We start from the raw sequence: 17,702 nt of genomic DNA, 5'->3' as shown, positions 1-17,702 counted from the left end.
CGGTGCCCGACTTGCCGGGACGCTGGACGCAGGCACCCGACCCGCACAGTTGGAGGAAGAGACCGTGAGCGAGCGAAGCGAGCGAACCAAAGACACAGCGCCACAGGCGGCCATGACCGCGCCGAGCGTTAGCGAGGTGCGGGCATGACCGCCTACCGGACCATTGTCGTCGGTACCGATGGATCGGAGTCGTCGTACAAGGCCGTCGAGAAGGCCGCGGCACTGGCCGGCGATGCCGGTTCCACCCTGATCGTGGCCTGCGCCTACTACCCGACCGACGACCGTGACGTCGCCGCCGCGGCGGATGTGCTCAAGGACGAGGCCTACCAGGTGCGCGGCTCCGCCCCCACCAACGAGATCCTGCGCACCGCCAGGGACAAGGCGTCGGCTGCGGGCGCCAAGGAGATCGTCGAGCGCGCCATCGTCGGTGAGCCGGTGGAATCGCTGCTCAACCTGCTCAAGGAGACCCAGGCCGATCTGCTGGTCGTCGGTAACCGCGGCCTGAACACCCTGGCCGGCCGCCTGCTCGGCTCGGTGCCCTCGGATGTGGCGCGCAAGTCTCGCACGGACGTGCTCATCGTGCACACCGTCCGGTAGGCGTACCGCCGCCCTCGCTCCGGCCCTGCGCGGGCTGAGGACGGACTTCGTCCAATGCCGCGCCTGAGACCCCTTTGAAAGCTCCGTATCGCCCGTTCGGTGCGATGCGGAGCTTTCCCGCGTTCGGCGGTCGCTCGGAAGCGTGGTCACCACGGCGGGGCCGGCGGTCGCCGCCCGCGAAGCGGACGACGACCCGCGATCAACCCAGCGCCGCCAGCACCTCCGGCAGATCCTCGCTGTGCACCACCGTGAGCCGCTGGGTGGCGCGGGTCAGCGCCACGTACAGGTCGTTCATGCCGCGCGGCGATTCCGCGAGAATCCGCGCGGGCTCGACCAGGAACACCGCGTCGAACTCCAGACCCTTGACGTCGTGCACCGTCAGCACCCGCACCGACTCCCCGGCCAGGTCGGCCAGCTCCGCGACTTGCGGGTGCGGCGCGATCACCGCGGTGGTGCCGGGCCCCTGCTCGGCGGCCACCAATCGACCTACCGCGCTGGACAATTCGGCCACCTCGACCCGGTGCGCTCTCGGCGGATTCCCGGTCTCGCGGACCGAACGCGGCGCTTTGGCGTCCGGGTCGATCACCGCGAGCACATCGGCGGCCACCGCCATGATCTCTGCGGGGGTGCGGTAGTTCACCGTCAGCTCGGTGCGCTTCCACCGTTGTGCCACATAGGGTTCCAGCATCCGCTGCCAGGAAGAGGCGCCCGCCGGGTCGCCCGTCTGCGCCACGTCGCCGACCACGGTGACCCAGCGGTTCGGGATGCGCCGCATCACCATGCGCCACGCCATCTCCGAAAGCTCCTGCGCCTCGTCGACGATGACGTGCCCGTAGGTCCAGGTGCGGTCGCCAGCCGCGCGTTCGGCGGTGGTCTGCCTGGCGCGCACGTCCTGGCGCTCGGCCAGCTGGCTCGCGTCGATCAGGTCGTAGGCCATCAGGATCTCGGGGTCGAGCTCGTCCTCCAGATCCTGCGGCGCCGAGCCGGTCAGGATGTCCAGCGCGTCCTGCGCCTCGGCCAGCTGCGCGCGCCAGCGGCGGCGGGCCCGCTCGCGCTCCTCGGTGTCGTCCACACCGAGCAGTTCGGCGAGTTCGTCGAGCAAGGGGGCGTCGGCGGCGCTGAACTCGCCGTCGTCGGGGCGGACCAGTTCCGCGCGGTCCTCGGGGCTCAGGCTCGCCGCCGCGCGGTCCAGCCGCGCCGGGTCGGCGAGCAGGTCGGCCAGTACTTCCTGCGGTGACAGGATCGGCCAGAGCCGCCCGATGGCCGCTTGCACGCCGGGATCGGACTTCATCTCGTCGCGGATCTCGGCGAGATCGGTGCGGCTGAGCAGACTCGGGCCGCCGGAGAGATCGGCGCCCATGGTCTGGGCCAGCTGATCGGTCAGTGCGTCGATCACCGAACTCGCGAAGATCGGCCTTGCCAGGTTGTGCGGGCGGCGCGAGGACCTGGCCCGGCCGCGCGCCTTGGTCGCGATCTTCTTGTCCAGCGTCACCGGGTAGCCGTCGAAGCTCAGCCGGATCGGTTCGGCGGGAACCTCCTGCCGGTCGCGGACCGCCTGCTTGAGCACCTCGAGAATGCTCAGCGCGCCCTTGATCTGGCCGGCGCGCAGCGAATCCTCGCGGGTCGCCTTCACGCCGGGGTAGAGGTCGCCGATGGTGGACAGCAGCACGCCGGTCTCACCGAGCGAGGGCAGCACCTGGCCGATGTAGTCGAGGAAGGTCGCGTTCGGTCCGATGATCAGCACGCCGCTCTTGGCCAGCTGCTGGCGATAGGTGTAGAGCAGGTAGGCCGCACGGTGCAGCGCGACCGCGGTCTTGCCGGTGCCCGGGCCGCCCTGCACCACGAGCACGCTCTTGTGCTCGGAGCGGATGATCGCGTCCTGCTCGCTCTGGATGGTCTCGACGATGTCGTTCATGTGGCCCGTCCGGGCCGCGTTGAGCGCCGCGAGCAGCGCGCTCTCGCTGCCCACGCCGCCGTCGGACTCGATCGTGCCCGCCTGCTCGGCGGCCGCGAGGTCCAGGTATTCGTCGTTGACCGCGGTGACTCGCCGGTTGCGGGTGCGGATGTGGCGGCGCCGGGTCACGCCGTCCGGTGTCGCGGTGGTCGCCAGGTAGAACGGGCGGGCCAGCGGTGCGCGCCAGTCGAGCAGCAGGGTGGCGTAGTCGTCCTTCTCGTCCAGGATGCCGAGGCGGCCGATGTAGCGCGGCTCGTCGCCGTTCAGGTCGATGCGGCCGAAACACAGGCCGTGCTCGGCGGCGTCGTACTTGGCCAGATCCTCGGAGTACAGCTGGGTGAACGACTCGCGCTCGCTGCGCGCCTGCGGGGTGCCCCCGGTCTCCAGCAGCACGGTGCGCAGCCGGTTCTTGGCGTACTCGCGCATCCCGTCGAGCCGCTCGTAGAGCACCGAGAGGTACGCCTGTTCCTTGTCGATTTCGCGGGGCCGATCGACCGCACCGTCGGTGACGGCACGGTCGTGGGCGAGGCGGTCGGGCAAACTGGACTCCTTGTCACCGCGAAGGGGCGAACGCGCGCGCCGATCCCGCGCGCACGTCGGAAAACAGAGTTGTCGAGTCTACTGCGAGTTCGGTGCGCTCGCCGTAACCGCAGGTGGGGCCGCCGAAATCGGCTCCGCGCACACCGGCTCGAAGTGCTGGACCACCGGGAACGGTTCGTAGAAGTGGTGCAGCAGCGCCTTCCACCGCTGGTACTCCGGCGACCGCCGGAATCCGTCGACGTGGTCGCTCAGCCGCTCCCACTCCACCAGCAGCAGATAGGTGCCCGGCGCCTCGACGCAGCGTGCGAGCGACAGCGAGCGGAAGCCGGGCATGCCCGCGATGATCGGCCGCGCCTCGGCGAAGGCGGCTTCGAAGGCGGCGGTCAGTTCCGGCCGGACCGGCAGCAGGGCGTGTTCGACGATCATGCGGTGACTTTCAGGACGCGTGCGTGTTGTTGGTGCGGCCCTTGGCGACACCTCTGTCGCGCTGGCCGGGCGGCTTGGCCTGGTACATGGCGACATCGGCGTCGTGCAACACGGCCTCGGGAGTCCGGCGGTCGCCGGGAACGAGCTCGGTGACGCCGACCGAGGCGTCGACCGCGATGCGGTGCCCACGCGCGATGATCGGCTCGGACATGGTGGAGCGCAACCGGTTCACGAGCACGTCCAGGTCGACCCGCCGGGCGCGGCCGGAGAGCAGCACGAGGAACTCGTCGCCGCCGAGCCGCCCGACCAGGTCGTCGGCGCGCAGCGCGCGTTGCAGCCGCTGCGCGACGATCTGCAGCACGGTGTCGCCGATGGCGTGGCCCATGGTGTCGTTGATCGCCTTGAATCCGTCGAGGTCGATGAACAGCACCGTCGAGTAGGGCAGGTCCTCGCTGGTGGCGAGCGCGTTCGCCAGCTGGGAGAGGATCAGCGAGCGGTTGGCGAGGCCGGTCAGCGCGTCGTGCGTCGCCTGGTATTCCAGTTGCCGTCGGCTGGCGCGGAATTCGGTGATGTCGGCGAAAGAGGAGACCGCGGGGGAGTCCGGGTCGCCGGGGTTGAGCAGCCTGCTGCTGCCCGAGAGCCAGCGCCGCTGCCCGTCCCTGCGGTCGACGCCGAAGATGTAGCCGGTGATGGTCTCGCCGGTGGCAAGGGTGCGCGCCATCGGATGCCTGCTCGGCGGCAGCGGCTGGGCGTTGGCGTCGAGCAGCACCATCGGCAGTTCGTCGATGGTGCGCCCGACGATGTCGCCGTGGCGCTCGTCGCCGCCGAAGATGCGGTGCGCCGCGGGGTTCGCCGACTCGATGCGTCCGCCGCGATCGATGACGACCACGCCCTCCTCCAGCTGGGAGACCACGGTGGTGAAGTGCTGTTCGGCGCGGCGCTGGGCGTCCTCGGCGGCGCGCTGCGCGGTCAGATCGTGGATGACCACCTGATAGGCGAAGTGATCGTGCCAGGGCGTGAGCACCGACACCGTCTCGACCGGCACCGTCTCGCCGTCGGTGCGCAGCAACAGCATCTCGGTCGGTACCGAGGCCGTGCCCTTGCTGGTGAGCAGTTCGATGCGTTCGCGCATGGCCGGGATCGAGTCGGGGTGGACGAAACGGGTGAGCGGCTGGCCGACGACCTCGTCGGCGCTGCGCGCGGCGAGCAGCCGGACGGTGGCCTGGTTGACGTAGACGATGACGCCGTTCTCGTGCACGCAAATGCCGTCCGGCGTGTGCTCGATCAGCGATCGGTAGCGCTGCGCCAGCTGTTCGGCATCGACGACGCCGCCCGTCGTCTCCTCACCCACTCGCAAACCCCCGATCGTCGACCGACCTATGGCCATTGGAACATGGGATTATTCTGGTGTCGACGCGCACGAGTTCAGAGCGTCGACGCACTTGCTTCGATCACGGTTCGGGCACTTCATCGGGCTCCTACCGGTGATCATGACAGACTCCGGTTCCTTGGGAACAGGGCGGACCGAGGGTTGGCCGGCCCGGGGGATCCGGTGAAGGAGCGTTGCCATGCCGGGCGCCAAGCCGGAGCACAGAGTTCGGTACCGGGATCATATGTCCATCGCCGGCGTCGGTGCGGTGACCGGATACGGATGGGGGCGGGAGTCGCTGTGGCAGGGACTGCTCAGCGGTAAATCCGCGGCACAGCTGCAACCCGGTTACGGGCCGGGCCGCGACGAGCACGCCTGGGTCACGCTGGTTCCCGACGGCGGCGACCAGGCGGTGAGCACCAGCCGCTACGGCCGCGCCATGCACGAATCCGCCCGCGAGTCGATCGCCGACGCACGCGAACGCGGCTGGCGGCCGGGGCGCACGGTGGGCCTGCTGCACGCGATCGTGCTCGGCGACGTGGTGAACTGGCGCGACTTCTATCAGATCGACGAGGGTCATCGCCGCTCCCGCGACTACCTGCGGCTGCTGCCGTCCACCCCGATCTCGGTGCTGATGCAGGAGTTCGGCTTCCACGGTCCCTCGATGAACGTGTCGGCGGCGTGCAGTTCGGCCAACGTCGCGCTGATCACGGCGAAACTCTGGCTCGACAGCGGCATCGCCGACGACGTGCTGTGCGTGGCCACCGACATGTCCGCGACACCGGACATGGTGGAGCATTTCGTCCGCCTCGGCGCCGCGATCACCGACGCCGAACCGCTCGAGGCGTGCCGCCCGTTCCAGGAGGGCAGCCGCGGCTTCGGCTTCGCCGAGGCGTCCGTGGCGTTCGTGCTGACCCGCGAGGTCGAGCGGCCCTACGCGGCGGTGCTCGGCGGCGGCATGACCAACGACGGCTACCACGTGGTGTCGGTCGAGCCGGAGCACGCGCAGATCCTCGATTGCGCCCACCGCGCGCTGGCTCAGGCGGGCGTGGCGGCGGGGGATATCGCGTACGTGAACGCGCACGGCACCGGGACGCGGCAGTGCGAACTAGCCGAGCGTGATCTGGTCGCGCGGGTCTTCGGGGATCGCCCGCACGTGTACGGGCTCAAACCGCTCACCGGGCACAGTCAGGGGGCAGCGGCGGGGGTGGAGGTGGCCGTGGCGGCCATGGCCTACGAGCGCGGGGTGTTGCCCGCGCCGCCGATCGTTGCCCCGGCGCATCCGCGGCTGCTGGACGGACCGACGCCGTTCGAGGGCGGTCTCACGCTGAAGTCGTCGCTGGGTATGGGCGGGCACAATTCGATGCTGGTGCTCGGGCCGCCGGGTATCTGAGGTCGCGGTGCACGGCGGCCGGGATGCGCACCGGTCTGCACCGAGCCGGTCGGTGCTTGCGTAAAGCCTTGGGATGCGGACGCTCGGCTGGTCGCTGTCCGGCATCACTCCGCGGGCAGCGGCACCGACCAATATAGTCGCGTCCCCGGCAGACCCGACCCGTCACCGGACTTGCCCACCGGACCCACCGTGAAGCTGCCGTCGGACTTCTCGGCCCGCTGCTCCAGATTCCGCAGCCCGCTGCGGATGACGTGATTCGGTACGCCCCAACCGTTGTCGGTGACCACGATCGTCAGATCGTCGGCCACGCTGATCTCCACCGCGATGGTGTCGGCGCCCGAGTGCCGCACCGCGTTGCTCACCGCCTCGCGCACCACCGCCTCCGCGTGGTCGGCGAGTTCGGCCTCCAGCACGGAGAGCGGACCGGTCACCTGGACGGTGGCCTCGAGCGTGGTCTCGGCCGTCTGCTGGCGTACCGCGCGCTCGATGCGCTGCTGCAATCCCGCGCTGTGCCCGTCGCCGCCGTGCAGATCGAAGATCGAGGTGCGGATCTCCTGGACGACCTCCTGCAACTCGTCGATCGAGGTCGACAACCGCTGGCGCACTTCGGGAATCACCGCCTTCGGCAGCGACGCCTGCAAGGTGAGACCGATCGCGAACAGCCGCTGGATCACGTGATCGTGCAGGTCGCGGGCGATGCGGTCGCGGTCGGCGAGGATGTCGAGCTCGCGCATCCGCCGCTGCGTGTCGGCCAGCTGCATGGCAAGCGCGGCCTGGTCGGTGAACGCTGCGGTGAGTTCGACGAGTTCGTCGGCGTAGGGCGCGGATCCGGTGGGGCGCACCGCGACGAGCACACCGAGCGTGGCGTCCGGCGTGCACAGCGGCAGGATCAGCGCGGGCCCCACATCGGCCAGCGGCACACCGAGGTCGATGCGGGCCGCGTCGTCGAAGCGCAGCGGCGTGCGCCGGGTGAACGCCTCGCCGAGCGCGGTGCCCTCGGTCGACGCGAGCCACCCCTCGTGCCCGGTGCCGGGACCCGACCACTGGGTCAGCACGAGTTCGCCGATCTCGCCCGGTGTTCCGTGCTCGTCGAGTCCGGCGAGGAAGCAGCGGTCCGAACCGGTCAGCGTGCGCGCGTGGTCCACCACGTGCGCGAGGACGCGCTCGGATTCGGTGCCCGCGAGAAATTCGGTGGCGATGTCGCGGGTGGCCTCGATCCAGGCCTGCCTGGTGCGGGCCGATTCGTAGAGGCGCGCGTTGTCCACGGCGATGCCCGCCGCGGCGGCCAGCGCCTGCACCAGCACGTCGTCGTCCTCGGTGAAGGGTTGTCCGCCCGACTTTTCGGTGAGGTAGAGACTGCCGAACACCTCGTCGCGGATGCGCACCGGCACGCCGAGGAAGGTGTGCATGGGCGGATGCCCCGGTGGGAAGCCCACGGACTCCACATGTTCGGTGAGGTCGTCCAGCCGCAGCGGTTTCGGGCGATTGAACACCACGCCGAGCACGCCGTGTCCGGCGGGCAGCCTGCCGATGCGCTGCCGGACCGCCTCGTCCATGCCCTCGTCGATGAATTGCACGACCTGCCTGTCGTGCCCGCGCACCGCGAGCGCGCCGTATCGGGCGTCGACCAGGCTGGTCGCGGTGCGGACGATGGCGCGCAGCGTGTCGTCCAGATCCAGGCCGGAGGTGACGGTGAGCATCGCCTCGACGAGACCGTCCATCCGGTCGCGCGAGTCGATGATCAGCTCGACGCGCTCCTTCACCTCGCTGAGCAATTCGCGCAGGCGCAGTTGCGAGAGCGTGTCGCGTACCGAGTACAGGCCGTTACCGCTGTGTTCGGTCATGTCGGTTCCTGTTCGGGAGGGCGCTTGAACAGCGCTTCAGCCAGTGTAATTCGCGGATCGGGGACTTTCGGCCCTGTTCGCGGCGACGTTGCAGAGGTGGGATAGCGGCACTGGGTGAATTGAGAGTAGAGGTGTCCTATGAATTCGTTGCAATCGTTGTACTCCTCGGAACATTGGTCCAGCGCCGCGGATCCGGAGCTCGCGGTGACCACCCGCGGCGCCGTGCCGCCCGCCGACGTGACGCGTGCCGTGCGCGCCATCGGGCGGGTGCTGCGCCGCCACCACTTGGACGTGCCTGCGCGCGTGCGCGTCACCGCCCCACCGGATATGGACGAACCCACGGTGGTGCAGGCCAACGTGCGGCTGCACGACACACCGACCCGGGTGCAGGTCACCGGGCCGCGCGGGTTCGCGGTGACCTTCGCCGTGGAGCGGCTGGACCGTCAGCTCAGCAGGCTGGTCGCCAATCAGTCTCGGGCGTGGCCGGATCCGGCGCGGCCGCCGCTGGCCAAGGTCACCGAGCAGCGGCCGATCATCCGCCGCAAGAACTGCGCGCTGCTCACCGGAACGCCCGCCGAGGCGACCGCGGTGATGGACGCGATGGACTACGACGCGTACCTGTTCACCGACGCCGAGACCGGCGAGGACGCCATCGTGCACTGGTCGGATTCGTTCGGCGTGCGGCTCGTCCGCCAGTGGACCACGATCACCCCGCTCGAGCGGATCCGGCCGCTGAGCGCGAATTCCCTACCGTTGACGGTGCATTCGGAGCCGAGCCCGCTGCTCAGCGAGTCCGAGGCGGCGACCAGGTTGTGCGGCGCGGGCCTGCCGTTCCTGTTCTTCACCGACGTGGAGACCCGCCGCGGCCACCTGCTCTACCGTCGCTACGACGGGGACCTGACGATCGTCGCCCCCGCCGAAAACGACTGAATCGCAGCATCGTCCGCGGGAGCAGTGCCGCTCCTCGGACATCGCGCACCTGCTCACCCCTCGCGCAGGCGGGAGGCGAGCACCGCGGCTTGCGTGCGTCGCTCCATACCCAGCTTGGCGAGCAACCGCGAGACGTAGTTCTTGACCGTCTTCTCGGCGAGGAACATCCGCGCCGCGATCTGCCGGTTCGTCAAACCCTCGCCGAGCAACGCGAGCAGCTTGCGTTCCTGTTCGGTCAGTCCGGCCAGCGGTCCGTCGGCCTCGACGCTGTCGCGCAGCCGCGCCTTGAGCGCTGTCGCCGCCCGGTTGTCCAGCAGCGAGCGGCCCGCGCCGACCGCCTTGATGGCCTCGGCGAGCTCCATGCCCTTGATGTTCTTGACCACGTAACCCGAAGCGCCGGCGAGGATCGCGTCCAGCATGGCGTGCTCGTCGGTGTAGGAGGTGAGGATCAGGCAGCGCAGACCGTCGATTTCGGCGAGCAGGTCGCGGCACAGTTCGATGCCGTTGCCGTCGGGCAGCCGCACGTCGAGCACCGCGACATCGGGCTCGGCAACGCGAATGCCCGCCATGGCCTGCGCGACATCGCCCGCCTCGCCGATCACCGCGAGTTCTGGGTCGCTCTCCAGCAGATCGGTCAGCCCGCGCCGGACGATCTCGTGATCGTCGACCAGGAACACCTTGATCACCGCGGCCCCTCCTTACGCATGGATCCCGCCGCGGGACCGACCTCGGAATCCCGTCCCAGCGAACATCTGGCGAACGGAACGGGTCGAATTGCCCTGGGCGTATTGATGTTCCGAGTATGCTGGATTTCTGGACCGCACGCGTGGAAGTTGTCGAACCATGGCCGATTCAGCGACACCGCGGAACGCCCCGAGCGCTCCGGCCGATCCCCGGCGCAAGGACGAGTGACGTCATGGACCCGTGGGGCAGCGGACCCGCGCAACACGGGACGGCGGGCGCGGTCACGCTCGTCGAGGGATCCACGTTCTGCCTCAGCGATTCCGGCGGCGGCATCGAGCCGCGCCGGGCGCAGGGCCTGTTCGTCCGCGACACCAGGGTGCTCTCCCGCTGGCGACTCACCGTGGACGACCAAGCGCCGCAACCGTTGAGCGTGCAGTACGCCGATCCCTACAGCGCCACGCTGCTCGCGCGCACCACGCCGCCGCCGGGCCGCGCCGACAGCACCGCGCTGGTGATCGTCGGACGGCACGTCGGCGACGGCATGCGCGAGGACCTCACCGTGCGCAACCTCTCCGGCGAACCCATCGACTGCGCGATCGCGCTCGAGGTCGACGCCGATTTCGCGGATCTGTTCGAGGTCAAGGAAGGTCGCGTCGGCGCGGGCCCCGAGACCGAACACCGGGTGGACAACGGCAGCCTCGAGATCGCGGCGCCCGCGCTCGGTGTCGCGATGGCGGTGCGGGCCGCGGACGCGACGTTCGACGGCCGGTGCCTGCGCTGGTCGGTCCGGCTGCCCGCGCGCGGGTCCTTCACGACGTGCGTCCAGTACCACCCGCTGCTCGGCTCGGCCGAGGTCACGCCGCGGCACATGTGCGGCAGCTCGATCGCGCACAGCGCGCCGGCCCGGCGGCTGCGCGCCTGGTACGAGAACTCGCCGCGGGTGCGGACCGGCGACCCGACGTTGGCCGCCGTGCTGCGCCGCGCCGTCGCCGATCTCGGCGCACTGCGCATCTTCGATCCGGCGAGCCCCGAGCGCGCGGTGGTCGCGGCGGGCGCGCCGTGGTTCATGGCGCTGTTCGGGCGGGACTCGCTGCTCACCTCGTGGATGGTGCTTCCGGTGGACACCAGGCTGGCCATCGGCACCTTGCAGAGCCTGGCCGGGCTCCAGGGCGTCCGCGAGCACGCCGCCACCGAGGAGCAACCCGGCCGCATCCCGCACGAGATCCGCTTCGGCAGGGCCGCGACGAAACTGCTCGGCGGCGACACGGTGTACTACGGAACTGTCGACGCCACACCGCTTTTCGTCATGGTGCTCGGCGAGTTGCACCGCTGGGGACTCGACGCCGCCACCCGCGACGAACTGCTGCCGCACGCCGACCGCGCCATCGAGTGGATCCAGCGCTACGGCGACGCCGACGGCGACGGGTTCGTCGAATACCAGCGGAAAACCGACCACGGCCTGGAGAACCAGGGCTGGAAGGACTCCTGGGACGGCATCAACTTCGCCGACGGCACGCTGCCCGAACCGCCCATCGCGCTCGCCGAGGTGCAGGGCTACGTCTACGCCGCGTACCTGGCGCGGGCCGAGCTGGCCGCCGACCTCGGCGACCGGGACACCGCCGACCGGCTGCGCGCCGCGGCCGCCCGGCTCAAGGCCGAGTTCAACGCGAAGTTCTGGCTGCCCGAGCGCGGCTGGTACGCCGTCGGGCTGGACAGGGACAAACGGCCGATCGACGCGCTGACCTCGAACATCGGCCACTGCCTGTGGACCGGTATCGTGGACGAGGACAAGGCGGCGCTGGTCGCGGACCGGTTGCTCGCCCCCGACATGTTCACCGGCTGGGGCATCCGAACCCTGTCCAGCGACATGGGCGCCTACAACCCCGTCAGTTACCACAACGGTTCGGTGTGGCCGCACGACAACGCGGTCTGCGCGGCCGGGCTGATGCGCTACGGACTCACCGAGCACGCGAGCAGGGTGATCGACGCGGTGCTGGACGCCTCGGTCCGGTTCGGCTACCGGCTGCCCGAGCTGTTCTGCGGTTTCGACCGCGCCGAGTTCGACGCGCCGGTGCCGTACCCGACCTCGTGTTCGCCACAGGCCTGGGCCGCGGCCGCGCCGCTGCTGTTCCTGCGCAGCCTGGTCCGGCTGGAGCCGGGCGCGGGCGCGGCGGAGGTGGCGCCCGCCGTGCCCGAGCGGTACCTGCCGCTGCGGATCAGCGGGCTCCGGGTCGGCTCGGAGGTGTTGACCGTCACGGTGGACGCGCACGGATGGCAGGTCATCGGGCGGTCGGAGGGCACGCGACGGGCCGGGTGACGGGCGTCGTCCGGGCAGCCCGCGGTCGCTCGGACGAAAACTTGTCGGTGCCCCGGCCTAGAGTGGCCAACGGGGGTATGTCTGCACGTCAACACACGATCGAGAAGGGACACACCTGGTGGCGGAACGCCTCACCGTGCGCGGAGCCCGGGAGCACAACCTGAAGGGGGTCGACCTCGATCTGCCCCGCGACAGCCTGATCGTGTTCACCGGACTGTCCGGCTCCGGCAAGTCAAGCCTCGCCTTCGACACCATCTTCGCCGAGGGCCAGCGCCGGTACGTGGAATCTCTGTCGGCCTACGCCAGGCAGTTCCTCGGGCAGATGGACAAGCCCGACGTCGACTTCATCGAGGGTCTCTCGCCCGCGGTGTCCATCGATCAGAAGTCGACCAACCGCAACCCGCGCTCCACCGTGGGCACCATCACCGAGGTCTACGACTACCTGCGTCTGCTCTACGCGCGCGCGGGCACCCCGCACTGCCCGGTCTGCGGCGAGCTGATCGCCAAGCAGACCCCGCAGCAGATCGTCGACCAAGTGCTTGCCATGGAGGAGGGCACCAAGTTCCAGGTGCTCGCGCCGGTGGTGCGGACCCGCAAGGGCGAATTCGTCGACCTGTTCGACCAGCTCAATTCCCAGGGCTACTCCCGAGTGCGGGTCGACGGCGTGGTGTATCCGCTGACCGATCCGCCGAAGCTGAAGAAGCAGGAGAAGCACGACGTCGAGGTCGTCGTGGACCGGCTCACCGTCAAGCCGACCTCCAAGCAGCGCCTGACCGATTCCATCGAGACCGCGCTTCGCCTTGCCGACGGCATCGTGGTGCTGGACTTCGTCGACCGCGACGAGCACGCCCACGACCGGGAGCGCCGCTTCTCCGAGCGCCTCGCCTGCCCCAACGGTCACCCGCTCGACATCGAGGATCTCGAGCCGAGATCGTTCTCGTTCAACTCGCCCTACGGCGCCTGCCCCGACTGCACCGGCCTCGGCATCCGCAAGGAGGTCGATCCGGACCTGGTGGTCCCCGATCCCGAGCTCAGCCTCGCCCAGGGCGCCATCGCGCCGTGGTCGCGCGGGCAGACCGCGGAGTACTTCACCCGACTGCTGTCCGGACTGGCCGAAGCCATCGGCTTCTCCATGGACACCCCGTGGCGGGAGCTGCCGGTCAAGGCGCGCAAAGCCGTGCTGGAGGGCAGCGCCGACCAGGTGCACGTCTCCTACACCAACCGCTACGGACGCAAGCGCTCCTACTACGCCGACTTCGAGGGCGTCATGCCGTTCCTCCAGCGGCGCATGGAGAACACCGACTCCGAGCAGATGAAGGAGCACTACGAGGGGTACATGCGCGATATCCCGTGCCCCGTCTGCAACGGCGCGCGGCTGCGACCGGAGATCCTCGCCGTCACCATCGCGGGGGGCGCGGAACGCAAGTCCATCGCCGAGGTCAGCGACCTGTCGATCGGCGACTGCTCGAAGTTCCTCAACTCGCTGACGCTGGGGGAGCGCGAGGCCGCGATCGCCGGGCAGGTGCTCAAGGAGGTCCAGGCGCGCCTCGGCTTCCTGCTCGACGTCGGCCTGGAGTACCTGACGCTGTCCCGCGCCGCCGCGACCCTGTCCGGCGGTGAGGCCCAGCGCATCCGGCTGGCCACCCAGATCGGCTCCGGCCTGGTCGGCGTGCTGTACGTGCTGGACGAGCCGTCCATCGGCCTGCACCAGCGCGACAACCGGCGACTCATCGAAACCCTCACGCGGCTCAAGAATCTCGGCAACACGCTGATCGTCGTCGAGCACGACGAGGACACCATCCGCGCCTCGGACTGGGTCGTCGACATCGGTCCGCTGGCGGGCGAGCACGGCGGCCGGGTGGTGCACAGCGGCCCGTACCAGGAGCTGCTCACCGACCCGAATTCGCTGACCGGCGCGTACCTTTCGGGCCGCGAGCGCATCGAGGTGCCGATGGTGCGCCGCCCGGTGGACAAGAAGCGCAAGCTCACCGTGGTCGGCGCCACCGAGCACAACCTGAAGGGCATCGACGTCTCCTTCCCGCTCGGCGTGCTCACCGCGGTGACCGGCGTCTCGGGCTCGGGCAAGTCGACGCTGGTCAACGACATCCTGGCCACCGTGCTGGCGAACAAGCTCAACGGCGCCCGCCAGGTGCCGGGCAGGCACACCAGGGTCAACGGCCTGGATCACCTGGACAAGCTGGTGCAGGTCGATCAGTCGCCGATCGGCCGGACACCGCGGTCGAACCCGGCCACCTACACCGGCGTGTTCGACAAGATCAGGACGCTGTTCGCGGCGACCACCGAGGCCAAGGTGCGCGGTTACCAGCCGGGCCGGTTCTCGTTCAACGTCAAGGGCGGCCGCTGCGAGGCGTGCTCGGGCGACGGCACGCTGAAGATCGAGATGAACTTCCTGCCGGACGTGTACGTGCCGTGCGAGGTCTGCCACGGCGCGCGCTACAACCGGGAAACCCTCGAGGTGCACTACAAGGGCAAGACCATCGCCGAGGTGCTCGACATGTCCATCGAGGAGGCCGCCGAGTTCTTCGAGCCGGTCACCTCGATCCACCGCTACCTCAAGACCCTGGTCGACGTCGGCCTCGGCTACGTGCGGCTCGGCCAGAGCGCGCCGACGCTGTCCGGCGGCGAGGCGCAGCGCGTGAAGCTGGCGGCGGAGTTGCAGAAGCGTTCCACCGGCCGCACGGTCTACATCCTCGACGAGCCGACCACCGGTCTGCACTTCGAGGACATCCGCAAGCTGCTCGCCGTCATCAACGGTCTTGTCGACAAGGGCAACACCGTCATCGTCATCGAGCACAACCTGGACGTCATCAAGACCTCCGACTGGGTGGTCGACATGGGTCCCGAGGGCGGCTCCGGCGGCGGCACCGTGGTGGCCGAGGGCGTCCCCGAAGACGTCGCGGCCGTGCCGAACAGCTACACGGGCCAGTTCCTGAAGGAGGTGCTCGCCCAGCCCGCCGCGACGGCTCCGGTGAAGCGGGCACCGGCGAAGAAGATCGCGAAGAAGGCTGCGGCCAAGGCGGTTCCGGCGGAGCCGACGGCGGCCAAGCCTGCGAAGAAGGCTCCGGCCGAGAAGGCGGCGGCCAAGAAGGCGCCCTCGGAGACAGCGGCGGCGAAGCGGCTGGCCAGGAAGGCCGCTGCGCTGCGTTGATGCGAGAGCCGAGCTGATTGGAGAGCCGATTCGCAGAGCTCCGCCGACCAGCAACAGATCGAGTGGCCGTGTCCCGAGGACGCGGTCACTCGTCGTTTCGGTGCGCAGGGCGACGGCGGGCGGTTCTGTCCGGCCGCAGTCGAAGGCTCCATCCCCGGGCGTCCAGCATCGAGTCGAGAGGGAAGTCGACGGAGTGTGTGGCGCGCGGATCGATCCGGGGAAGTGCCCTGCGCATTGGGCTCCCGAAACGCGGGAAAAAGTGAAACAGGCGTGTGTAAGATCGGCTCACCGTGTCCGGGCGCGTCCGGGACAGTAACGGTGAGTGCACCGCTCGGTGGCGTTCGCGCGCCCGAAAAGCGGTGGGAGAGAAAGGAACACGCCCATGGAAGGCGTCGACATCGCCGCGCTCGTCGCGCAGATCCTCACGTTTCTGAGCAGTGGATCGTCCATCAACTACAACCCGGGCGCCTGAGCGCGCCGCACAGCGAAAGGAAATCCCATGGACAGCGGAAGCGCCGGTCTGACCAGCCTTTTCCAGGCCCTCGCCAATATGATCGCCACCGGATCGTCGATCTCGGTCACCCCGGGGCAGTGAGCGCGCCGGGCGGGGCCGGTCGTGTCGGCCAGCCCCGTCTCGGCCGTGCCGCCCTCAGTTCTTCGCCGACTCCGACGCGGCCTCGGCGATGATCTGCGCCAGTTCCATCGGCTTCGACCACATCGGCCAGTGCCCGGTCGGCAGGTCGATCAGCGTCGCGTCGAACCGGGCGATCTCGCTGAACACCGGCGCCTCGCCGCTCGTGCTCAGCTGCCGCACCAGCTCCGCGGTGATGCTGGTGCACACCACCGTCGTCGGCACCGCGAGGCGCGCGGGCGAATCGCTCAGCCGCAGTGGCGCGCCCGCGATACTCGCCGGTTCCGACACCGCGCGCTCACGGAAGCGGGCCAGTTGCGCCTTGTCCAGCCCGACGAGGCTGTCACCCTCTTCCGCCAACTGCTCCCAGCTCGGCAGCGGGTACTCGCGCGCCGCGCCGAGCGAATCGTTGAGCACGAACCCGTCCGGCACCGGCGCGCAGTCGACGTACACCGCGTGCTGGAAACGCTCCGGCGCGACATCGGTGGCCAGATAGCCCGGCGCGGCGGCGCCCGAATGCGATACCAGCACAGCGGATTCCGCGGGGTCGATGGCCGCGAGGATGGCTCCCGCCTGCTCCTCGATGGTGGCCGCGAGCCGGTCCTCGTCGTCGGGATCGAGTCCGGGCAGCGTCAGCGCCCGCACGTCGAAACCGCGCCCGCGCAGGTCCTCGGCCACCTCGTCCCACGCCCACGCGCCGAGCCAGAATCCGGGAACGAGCAAGATCGGTGTCGACATACTGCCAGCATGCCGCATGAACCGCCGACCGTGTGAGCGGTCGCGGCGGACGGGAGCGGGAAAACCCGGCTCAGTAGACGGGGCCGGTGTACTTCTCGCCCGGTCCCTTGCCCGGCTCGTCCGGGTGGGCGGAGGCCTCGCGGAAGGCCCGCTGGAGCGATTGCAGGCCCTCGCGGATCGGTCCGGCGTGCGGCCCGAGGTATTCGACCGAGGCGGTGACCAGGCCGGCGAGCGCCGTGATGACCCGGCGCGCCTCGTCGAGATCGCGGTGCGGGCTGTGGTCCGGGTCCGGGTCGGCGAGCCCGAGCTTTTCCGCGGCCGAACTCATCAGCATCACGGCGGCGCGGCTGATCACCTCGACGGCGGGGATGTCGGCCAGTTCGCGGATGGAGTCGAGCTCGTCAGTCATACCCCACAGGCTAGCGAGGCCGCCCGCAGCAGCCGGAGCTGGCCGATCTCCGCGGCGTTCTTCATCAGTTCGGCGTTCACCCAAGCGGCCAGATGCGTCACGGTGAGCCCGGCGTCGGCGGGCCACGGGTACGCGGCGGGCGCGTCCGGATCGGCGGCCTCCAGCGCCGTCGCCCACCCGGCGCGCAGGTCGTCCAGCCTGGTCAGCGCCGCGTCACCGGCCCAGAACACTTCCTCGCGCGGCGTTGGGGTCCGGCCCTCGACGTGCGCGAGCGCCGTGCTCCACCACCAATCGATGTGCCAGGTGAGCCAGGCGACGTCGGCACCGGGATCGGGTCGGGCTCGACCTCGGCCCAGTCCGGTCGCCAGTTGCCGTCCGCGCCGCGGTGCACGGTCCAGATCAGCGGGCCTGGTTCCCAGTGGAAGTCCTCGGGTGTCAGCGCGTCGAAGTGGTAGCGCGCCAACGACCAGGTCAGGTCGAACTGCCAGCGCAGGATGTCGTGAGAGGATGCGGGCACCGAGGGAGCGTGGCACCGCGCCGCCGGGCGCGCAACGCGTTTTCGAGCCGATTCGGCGATAGCGGACGGCAATGCTAGACTTTCCGCTGACGACCGCCCCGAACGGTGTTGCGTGATGCCGCACGATCCGGGGCTGATAAGTGGAGCCCGACTCCCACCGTTGCCGACGAGCGATCGTACTGGT

The 17,702-nt window shown here is 69.8% G+C and carries 13 protein-coding genes; 5 read left to right on the top strand and 8 right to left on the bottom strand.

The annotated features are described in order from the left end of the window. Positions 1 to 144 precede the first annotated feature (144 nt). A complete protein-coding gene (locus tag NAM01S_RS33005) occupies positions 145 to 597 on the top strand; it encodes a universal stress protein (RefSeq protein WP_067793162.1) in 453 nt (150 codons plus the stop codon). A gap of 199 nt (positions 598 to 796) precedes the next feature. Here NAM01S_RS33005 and NAM01S_RS33000 read toward each other — a convergent pair whose 3' ends face one another. From NAM01S_RS33000 to NAM01S_RS32990, 3 genes are all read right to left on the bottom strand, one after another. Beyond that, the gene (locus NAM01S_RS33000; protein WP_067793158.1) at positions 797 to 3,091 is read right to left on the bottom strand and encodes a HelD family protein; all 2,295 of its coding nucleotides are present in this window, start codon (positions 3,089 to 3,091) and stop codon (positions 797 to 799) included. Between the two features lie 78 nt (positions 3,092 to 3,169). After that, positions 3,170 to 3,517, bottom strand: a complete 348-nt coding sequence (locus NAM01S_RS32995; protein WP_067793156.1) for an antibiotic biosynthesis monooxygenase family protein — start codon at positions 3,515 to 3,517, stop codon at positions 3,170 to 3,172. 10 nt (positions 3,518 to 3,527) lie between these two features. Beyond that, positions 3,528 to 4,868 (bottom strand): diguanylate cyclase domain-containing protein, encoded by a 1,341-nt coding sequence (locus tag NAM01S_RS32990; protein ID WP_067793155.1) that lies wholly within the window; start codon positions 4,866 to 4,868, stop codon positions 3,528 to 3,530. Positions 4,869 to 5,130: 262 nt separating this feature from the next. Here NAM01S_RS32990 and NAM01S_RS32985 point away from each other — a divergent pair, with 262 nt between their 5' ends. Beyond that, a complete protein-coding gene (locus NAM01S_RS32985; protein WP_067793152.1) occupies positions 5,131 to 6,279 on the top strand; it encodes a beta-ketoacyl synthase N-terminal-like domain-containing protein in 1,149 nt (382 codons plus the stop codon). Between the two features lie 104 nt (positions 6,280 to 6,383). Here NAM01S_RS32985 and NAM01S_RS32980 read toward each other — a convergent pair whose 3' ends face one another. Then, the gene (locus tag NAM01S_RS32980) at positions 6,384 to 8,123 is read right to left on the bottom strand and encodes a sensor histidine kinase (RefSeq protein WP_067793151.1); all 1,740 of its coding nucleotides are present in this window, start codon (positions 8,121 to 8,123) and stop codon (positions 6,384 to 6,386) included. 138 nt (positions 8,124 to 8,261) lie between these two features. On the opposite strand from NAM01S_RS32980, the gene NAM01S_RS32975 reads away from it, so the two are divergent. After that, complete coding sequence (locus NAM01S_RS32975) at positions 8,262 to 9,053, top strand: sigma 54 modulation/S30EA ribosomal C-terminal domain-containing protein (protein ID WP_067793149.1); 792 nt, start codon at positions 8,262 to 8,264, stop codon at positions 9,051 to 9,053. A gap of 53 nt (positions 9,054 to 9,106) precedes the next feature. Here the strand turns inward: NAM01S_RS32975 and NAM01S_RS32970 are convergent, their stop codons facing one another. Then, positions 9,107 to 9,739, bottom strand: a complete 633-nt coding sequence (locus NAM01S_RS32970; protein WP_067793147.1) for a response regulator — start codon at positions 9,737 to 9,739, stop codon at positions 9,107 to 9,109. A gap of 230 nt (positions 9,740 to 9,969) precedes the next feature. On the opposite strand from NAM01S_RS32970, the gene NAM01S_RS32965 reads away from it, so the two are divergent. Beyond that, positions 9,970 to 12,054: an amylo-alpha-1,6-glucosidase gene (locus tag NAM01S_RS32965; RefSeq protein WP_067793145.1), complete on the top strand. Its 2,085-nt coding sequence runs from the start codon at positions 9,970 to 9,972 to the stop codon at positions 12,052 to 12,054. Between the two features lie 118 nt (positions 12,055 to 12,172). After that, entirely contained in the window at positions 12,173 to 15,223 is a 3,051-nt protein-coding gene (uvrA, locus tag NAM01S_RS32960; RefSeq protein WP_067793143.1) for an excinuclease ABC subunit UvrA, read from the top strand. A gap of 649 nt (positions 15,224 to 15,872) precedes the next feature. On the opposite strand, the gene NAM01S_RS32955 is transcribed toward uvrA, so the two are convergent. From NAM01S_RS32955 to NAM01S_RS32945, 3 genes are all read right to left on the bottom strand, one after another. Beyond that, positions 15,873 to 16,592 (bottom strand): alpha/beta fold hydrolase, encoded by a 720-nt coding sequence (locus NAM01S_RS32955; protein WP_067793141.1) that lies wholly within the window; start codon positions 16,590 to 16,592, stop codon positions 15,873 to 15,875. 70 nt (positions 16,593 to 16,662) lie between these two features. Continuing rightward, positions 16,663 to 17,001, bottom strand: coding sequence for a DUF1844 domain-containing protein (locus NAM01S_RS32950; protein WP_067793136.1), 339 nt, complete (start codon positions 16,999 to 17,001; stop codon positions 16,663 to 16,665). Beyond that, positions 16,998 to 17,534: a DinB family protein gene (locus NAM01S_RS32945; protein ID WP_169810945.1), complete on the bottom strand. Its 537-nt coding sequence runs from the start codon at positions 17,532 to 17,534 to the stop codon at positions 16,998 to 17,000. The genes NAM01S_RS32950 and NAM01S_RS32945 overlap by 4 nt, the downstream gene beginning before the upstream one ends. Positions 17,535 to 17,702: the final 168 nt, after the last annotated feature.

It is taken from the genome of Nocardia amikacinitolerans NBRC 108937 (assembly GCF_001612615.1).
Classification (GTDB): Bacteria; Actinomycetota; Actinomycetes; order Mycobacteriales; family Mycobacteriaceae; genus Nocardia; species Nocardia amikacinitolerans.
The sequence above is the reverse complement of the archived record's forward strand: the minus strand, read 5'-3'. Positions and strand labels throughout refer to the sequence as shown.